The organism is Pseudoalteromonas sp. S3431 (genome assembly GCF_000690035.1).
Taxonomy (GTDB): domain Bacteria; phylum Pseudomonadota; class Gammaproteobacteria; order Enterobacterales; family Alteromonadaceae; genus Pseudoalteromonas; species Pseudoalteromonas fuliginea.
Window position 1 is genome coordinate 1 of record NZ_JJNY01000027.1, and the last position, 7,554, is coordinate 7,554.

Annotated in this window: 5 protein-coding genes; 2 read left to right on the top strand and 3 right to left on the bottom strand. The window is 41.0% G+C overall.

The features are described 5' to 3' along the window. Positions 1-210: 210 nt before the first annotated feature. Positions 211-1,320, bottom strand: a complete 1,110-nt coding sequence (gene zapE, locus DO88_RS12190; RefSeq protein WP_033038637.1) for a cell division protein ZapE — start codon at positions 1,318-1,320, stop codon at positions 211-213. A 59-nt stretch (positions 1,321-1,379) separates the two neighbouring features. On the opposite strand from zapE, the gene rsuA reads away from it, so the two are divergent. After that, positions 1,380-2,078 (top strand): 16S rRNA pseudouridine(516) synthase RsuA, encoded by a 699-nt coding sequence (gene rsuA / locus DO88_RS12185; protein WP_008139411.1) that lies wholly within the window; start codon positions 1,380-1,382, stop codon positions 2,076-2,078. 249 nt (positions 2,079-2,327) lie between these two features. Here rsuA and DO88_RS12180 read toward each other — a convergent pair whose 3' ends face one another. Together DO88_RS12180 and DO88_RS12175 are read right to left on the bottom strand one after the other, a co-directional pair. Then, positions 2,328-3,101, bottom strand: coding sequence for a YggN family protein (locus DO88_RS12180; RefSeq protein ID WP_007376785.1), 774 nt, complete (start codon positions 3,099-3,101; stop codon positions 2,328-2,330). A 562-nt stretch (positions 3,102-3,663) separates the two neighbouring features. Then, entirely contained in the window at positions 3,664-6,093 is a 2,430-nt protein-coding gene (locus tag DO88_RS12175; protein ID WP_033038638.1) for a zinc-dependent metalloprotease, read from the bottom strand. A gap of 154 nt (positions 6,094-6,247) precedes the next feature. Here DO88_RS12175 and DO88_RS12170 point away from each other — a divergent pair, with 154 nt between their 5' ends. Next, a complete protein-coding gene (locus tag DO88_RS12170; protein WP_033038639.1) occupies positions 6,248-7,216 on the top strand; it encodes a class 1 fructose-bisphosphatase in 969 nt (322 codons plus the stop codon). Positions 7,217-7,554 lie beyond the last annotated feature (338 nt).

Genomic DNA, 7,554 nt, shown 5'->3' on the forward strand with positions numbered 1-7,554 from the left:
GTTTTTAAAATTGCTTAATAATTAGAAGCTACGCTTCTCGCGTGAGCAAGCTCTTCGCCTACAGATAAAGTTTAACGCTGTGGTTAAACTCACTTGTAGACGCACAGCTTGCTGGCGTGTAAAAACGCCGTTTTTAAAATGGCTTAATAATTAGAAGCTACGCTTCTCGCGTGAGCAAGCTCTACGCCTACTATATATCAAACCAAAGCGTTACCAATTTTGCATTTCGACTATGCGTGATTGTGTGCGTGCATATTCAAAGCGCAATTTTTTACCTTTATACAAATGTTCAATGTCGGTTTGCGCATTTATTACCAGCAATTTATGGCAATCGTAAAATTCATCTACTAAGGCAATAAAGCGACGTGCTTCGTCGTCAAAAGTGTGCTCATCAAGCGTTTGTTTTTCGCGCTGATAACTATCTTCTATACCGTGAACTATAACTTTACCCGTCGCCTTAACACCCATTTGTGGCACATTCGATACATATAACACATCAAATTGCGTTGCTAAATACATATAATCGTTAGCACTACGCGGGCCGGAGCATAGCGCCATAAAATCAATCATCAAGGCATTATCGGCTTTTAATAAATAAGGTAAATCACGGCCATGCACGCTAATTGTATTGCTGTATGTTGCAGCAGGATAAGAAACTAAAAACTCATTTTGAAAATCATGTTTAGGTAAATTAATAAAATAGTGCCGGCTGTTTTTACCATATCTAAAGCGGTGATCGTCCTCCCCTGCCACGTTAATTATATGGCAATGGTTATTAATTAAATCGATAGTAGGTAAAAATCGCACTCGTTGTAGGCCGTTGTAATAAAGCTGCTCTGGCTTTGCGTTCGATGTGGCCACCAGCACAACACCTTGTTCAAACAACGCATTGAACAATCTGGCCATAATCATGGCATCGCCGATGTCGCTCACAAAAAACTCGTCAAAACACAGTAAACGGATGTTTTTAGCCCACTGTTTTGCAATTAGAATAAGTGGATTTTTTTGACCTTGTAGCTTCGAAAGTTGGGCATGCACTTGTGCTATAAAATGATGAAAATGCAGCCGCTGCTTTTGCTCAATCGGTAGGTTTTCATAAAATAAATCCATCAGCATAGATTTACCGCGCCCTACTGGTCCATATAAATAAACACCTTTTGTTAAGGGCTCTTTTTGCCACCATAATGTGTGAACTTGAAGTTGCTCGCCTAGCGTATTTAAAGCTTCCACCGCATTTTGCTGCGCAGCATCAAAACACAGTTCACCCGTGTCTATTTTTGCTTGGTAAAGGCTTAATATTTGTGTGCTGTGCACTGTCATGGTATTTCACTATCGGCTATAATCGCGCCCATTGTAGCCGACTAAAAATGTGAACCAAAATGAAATTCCCTTGCCGCTTAGATAAATTTATTAGCCACTTAGCTGAAATGCCACGCACGCAAGCCCGCGCTAGTATTAAGCGAAAAGAAGTAAGCGTTAATGGCGAAATAATTACCTCACATAATTTTCAGCTAGCCCAGCAAGATGAAGTACTGCACCAAGGTACGCCTTTGGTATTTTTAGGTAAGCGCTATTACATGCTAAATAAACCTGTTGGCTATGTATGCGCTAATAGTGACGAGCTACACAAAACCGTTTTTGACTTACTTGATGAGCCAAATATGAGCGACTTTCACGTGGCAGGCCGCCTTGATATAGATACCACAGGATTAGTTATAATTACCAATGATGGCGATTGGTCACATAAAATCACGTCACCTAAAAGTAATAAATTTAAAACCTACTTAGTCGAAACTCAAGAGCCTATAACCGACGAAGCGCTTGAGCAATTACGCACAGGTGTGATGCTGCATAACGAAAAAGATTTAACCCGCCCAGCTATTGCCGAACGACTTGCTAATTACGGACTGCGTTTATCAATAAGTGAAGGTAAGTATCATCAAGTTAAGCGTATGCTTTACGCGGTAGATAACAAAGTCGTTGAGTTACATCGCGAGCAGATTGCAGGCATTAAATTAGATGAAAACTTGGCAAGTGGTGAATATAGATTGCTAACAGCTGATGAGATTAAATTATAAAACCCCACCTACGATATATGCAACCCTGTAGGTGCGAATTTACTTCGCGCTCATGTAACGTGGCTTGAGTGTTTAAAAAGCGAGGTGTAAAACCTCACCTACAATATGTGCAACCCTGTAGGTGCGAATTTACTTCGCGCTCATGTAACATGGCTTGGGTGTTTAAAAAGCGAGGTATAAACCTCACCTACAATATGTGCAGCTCTGTAGGTGCGAATTTACTTCGCGCTTTTATAGTTAATATTTAAATTACGATTTTATCTGTACTAAATCAAAGTCAGCCATGCCAGGTACAATTGCCTGCAGGCGAGACTCAGTAACATCGAGCGCGTTCAAACATTCGCAATATTCTGAAGCTTTTAGCTCAAGTTGATGTGCTTTTTTTTGCAATGATTTATCAATTTCTTTTGAAATGATATCCATCCGCTGTCCCATATCGTTAATACGATCTTCTATATTACCTTCTCGGGACTTAAACGCATCACCTAGTGACACTAAAATGGCACCGAGAGACCCATGAACTGCGGAATGAATTTTTTGGCTGATCTCTTTAGTAAAAAAATCATCTATTTGAGAAAGTGATTGTGGGGCTATAAAAAAGAAATCATCGCCGCGCTTAAATTTATCCATTAGCGCACGCTCTACATATTGCAGTTGGGTTTTAAGCACCTCAGGCTCTTTATCTGACATACCTTCAACCACGTGCTCAATAGCACTTAAACCTAAATTAACACCATCGGTGGCTAAATTAACTAGTTCAGGGACTGTATGGCGAATACCATTACTAAACTGCTCGAGCACTTTACTTTCGTCATCACTTAAATCAACCCAATAACCGCGAATAAACAGTTGGTTATTGTTGTTAATTTGCACACGTGTTTGGCCTTTATCAACAATTCGAATTACATCGTCGGTGATGATTAACCCATGCCTGAGTTCTACATCACATTGCTTTTGAGCAAATACACTGGTGCTTGAAAGTGCTATGGACAACGCCAATATCGAACGAGATAGAAACGCCATAAACACCTCAAAAAGACTAAAATGGAAGGCGAGTAGGTTAACAAAAAACCAACTTTATGCAAGTAAAAGAACATGCACAATACAAACACTACACAGCTAATTAAGCGAGGTGTAAAACCTCACCTACGATATGTGCAACCCAGTAGGTGCGAATTTACTTCGCGCTCATGTAACGTGGCTTGGGTGTTTAAAAAGCGAGGTGTAAAACCTCACCTACAATATGTGCAACCCAGTAGGTGCGAATTTACTTCGCGCTCATGTAACGTGGCTTGGGTGTTTAAAAAGCGAGGTATAAAACCTCACCTACAATATGTAAAACCCTGTAGGTACGAATTTACTTCGCGCTCGTGTAACGTGTCATTGGCGCTCAAGAGCGAGGTGTAAAACCTCACCTACAATATGTAAAACCCTGTAGGTGCGAATTTACTTCGCGCTCTTAAACGTGGCTTTGGTGTTTAAAAGCGAGGTGTAAAACCTCACCTACAATATGTAAAACCCTGTAGGTGCGAATTTACTTCGCGCTCTTAAACATGCCATTGGCGCTCAAGAGCGAGGTTTATAATTAAATTGGCGATCCAGGTGGTATTGGTAACACTTTAAAATTATTTGGCCAATGCCCTTTAATTAAAAACTGATTTACTTGTTCGGCTAAATATTGCTTAAACGCACTCTCGCCAGTACTGGTATGGCTCAATATTGAGTTTTGGTTAAAGTCCTCACTCAACTTAACTAAGTAGTAACGTAACTGCGCCTGCACTTCAGGGCTTGCACTATCGCTTGCTACTAAATCAGCCATGGTTTTTGCTGTTAAAAATTGCACGCGCTGAGTTATTTTACCTGTCATTGTATTAGGCGACGATACGTTAAAAACGTGGCTATAAAGCGCTTTTAATAGTTCATCTAAACTATAAAAGTCGTTACTACGCGCTTGCTGCTGGGCTAGGCGATTTAAACGCTGTGCATTTAATAAAAGCGACAAGCTGTGCTGCACTGCAACCTCGGGTAATGCCATTGCATCGAGCGTTAACCCTGTGCGCCCAACTATGCTCTCGCGCGATTTAGACTCGCCATACGCTTTTGGCGGAATTAGCGATAGTACCGATTCAGGAAGTAATAAGTTACTTGGCTTAAGCGTTGCAAAAATAGCGTTTACCGCTTCTTGTTGCATTTTTTTATCAACCACTTGCGCACCTTTTACGGGTGAGTCACTGCGTGTTTCGTATTCGTAATCAACACCGGCTATAAGCTTCACCGCAGCCTCAACCTGAAAACGGTGAAACAGATAAAGCGGAACTAGTTTTTCCTCTAATTGCGATAGTGAGTCGCCCGTTTTAATATTATTAATACCAAACTGCGAAAGCGCTTTTTTACGTACGTCGAGTACTCGTAAAAGCTCCTGCGAAGGATTAGTGCCGTTATCCCATAAATGAGCGGTTGGATGCGCGCCACCTTTAGCTCGAGCGTCGCTATCTGATATAAACTCAAGGCCTTTAGTTTTGTTCTCCTTTAAAATAGCAGCGAGTTCTGCGCTTTCATCTTGGTTAGTAAAATCGCTATAACCATATTTAATTACTTGGGTATCCCACACGCCCATGCCTGTTGCATACCCGCGCGTTACATCAAGCTTACCTTGTTCATTAAAACTAAGTAGCGGGTGTGGGTAATCCATTACAGAAGCTCTATCCCCTACCGATGCCGCAAAGTTATGAGCAATACCTAATGTGTGACCAATTTCATGCGCGCTTAATTGGCGAATACGATCAAGCGCCATTGCTTGCAAGTTTTTAGCAACTTCATTGCCTTTTAAATAAGGAGCAGCGAGTGCTTCAGCTATTAAAATATCTTGGCGAACACGCAATGAGCCAAGTGTTACGTGCCCTTTAAGTATTTCACCTGTACGTGGGTCAATTACAGAACTTCCGTATGACCAACCACGCGTTGCGCGGTGTACCCACTGAATGACGTTGTAACGAATATCCATAGGGTCGGCATTACTTGGCAGTACTTTTACTATAAATGCATTTTTATATCCTGCAGCAGTAAATGCGTCGTTCCACCACTTTCCACCTTCAAGCAAAGCGCTTTTTACAGGCTCTGGAACGCCAGGATCAAGGTAATAAACAATTGGTTTAACAGGTTCACTAATTGGTAAACTTGAGTCCTTTTTAGTTAGACGATGACGCGGTATATAACGCACATACATAGACTCACCAAGCGGCGCTGCGTAATCTTTATGTTCTATACTCCAAAAACCTGATTGCGGATTAAACTTACGAGGCGTGTAGTTATCATCTGGTAATTGAATAAGTGAATGATGCATATGAACAGTAAGCGCATAAGGGTCGGCACTTACTTGGCGAACAAATTCACCTGGTTTTGTGCCCTTAAATGTAAGTACGGCTTCAAGCTCGGTGTTTTTTACAAATGCTTTTGAGCGATTTATATAAACGGCGCTGCGTGATTCATCAAGGCTAAAGTTGCCTTGTTTACGTGCAGCAAGTTTGCGACTTACACCGTGTACATCACTTAATAAATAGGGCGTGTAATCAATAAGTGCTGTGGCTTTATCTTCTGCGACTACTTTAAAACCAGCAAGTATACTTGATGCAAACGCTTCTTTAATGCTTTGCTGTTCAGCCTTATTACTTGTGTTGGCACGATAGTAAGTATTTACAGCCCGCAGCATTACTTTGTCGCCAAAACGCTCAAACTGCACAAGGTGAGTATTACCAAGCTGACCTCTATCAAGGCCTATATCGTTAGAGCCTATACCGTAAGGCAAGCTTTGCTGCAGTAAAAATTGTTGTTCAAACTTATCAACTTTTAAATATACTTTTCCGTTTTGGGTATCGTAAAAAAACGAATAATAGCCCGGAAAATGATTCATTTGCGTAGTAAATTCATCAATTGACTTAATTGCTGCGTGCGCTTGAGTTATGATAGAGCACAGCACAGTAAAGAATATGTAACTTAGTAGTGGTATTTTTTTCATAATCTTATCTTTGTTATTTGTGTTTTAAGTACGATTAGGTGGTCCCATTATAGGGTGCTATTTAAACAATACAGTTATTTAAGACGAATTTCAGCGCTCTAAGCTAATCTCTCTCACATTATGATTGGTTTTAACACGTTATCAGGAAAATAGAATGCGTAGACTCCCTCCAGTATTACTTGAAGATGGTTGTTCAAGAGAACTTTTATCATTAATTCGAACAATTTTAGCAGCATGTAAAGAAATTTCGTTTCGCGTTGGTCAAGGCGCGCTTTCTGGCGTATTAGGCTCAACCCTTGATGAGAATATTCAAGGTGAAACTCAAAAAAAGCTCGATGTATTATCTAATCAGTTGTTAAAAGATATTTTACTGGAATCAGGTACGGTTAAAGCAATCGCGTCTGAAGAAGAAGACTACACAGTAGCAGGTAACCCAGACGCTAAATTTATAGTGGCATTTGATCCACTCGATGGCTCGTCAAATACGGATATTAACTCACTTGTGGGTACTATATTTTCTATTATGGAAGCGCCTGAAGGCTCTGACGCCGCTGATCAAAGCATATTTATGCAACCAGGTCACAAGCAAGTTGCTGCAGGTTACGTACTTTACGGGCCATCAACAATGCTTGCGCTGACTACAGGTAAAGGCACGCGCATGTTTACCCTTGATAAAACACAAGGCAGCTTTTTACTTACACAAGATTTTGCCGAAATCCCTGCTGATACAAACGAATTTGCCATTAATACGTCTAACCAACGCCATTGGCAACCAGCTATGCAAAACTACATCAATGATTTACTAGCAGGTGATACAGGCCCGCGCGCTAAAAACTTTAATATGCGCTGGATTGCCGCAATGGTGGGCGATGTGCATCGCGTGCTTAGCCGTGGTGGTTTGTTTACTTACCCTACCGACACCAAAGATCCTAAAAAGCCAAATAAATTACGCCTACTTTACGAAGCAAACCCAATGGCTATGTTAGTAGAGCAAGCTGGCGGCATTGCATCAACCGGTACTGAGCGTATTATGGATATTCAGCCTGATGCAATCCACCAGCGAGTAGCTGTTATTTTAGGTTCTAAAAACGAAGTAGAAACGTGCTTGGGATATCATAAATAATCGCTTAAAACGATTATCTTCAATTTAAAAAACCGCATTCAATTGAAGTGCGGTTTTTTTGTAGGTAAGGTTTTACACCTCGCTTTTTAAACACCAAAGCTACGTTACATGAGCGCGAAATAAATTCGCACCTACAGGGTTGCATATATTGTAGGTGAGGTTTTACACCTCGCTTTTTAAACTCCAAAGCCACGTTACATGAGCGCGAAGTAAATTCGCACCTACGGTTTGGTGTATGTTGTAGGTGAGGTTTTATACCTCGCTTTTTAAACTCCAAAACCACATTACATGAGCGCGAAGTAAATTCGCACCTACGGGGTTGGTGTATGTTGTAGGTG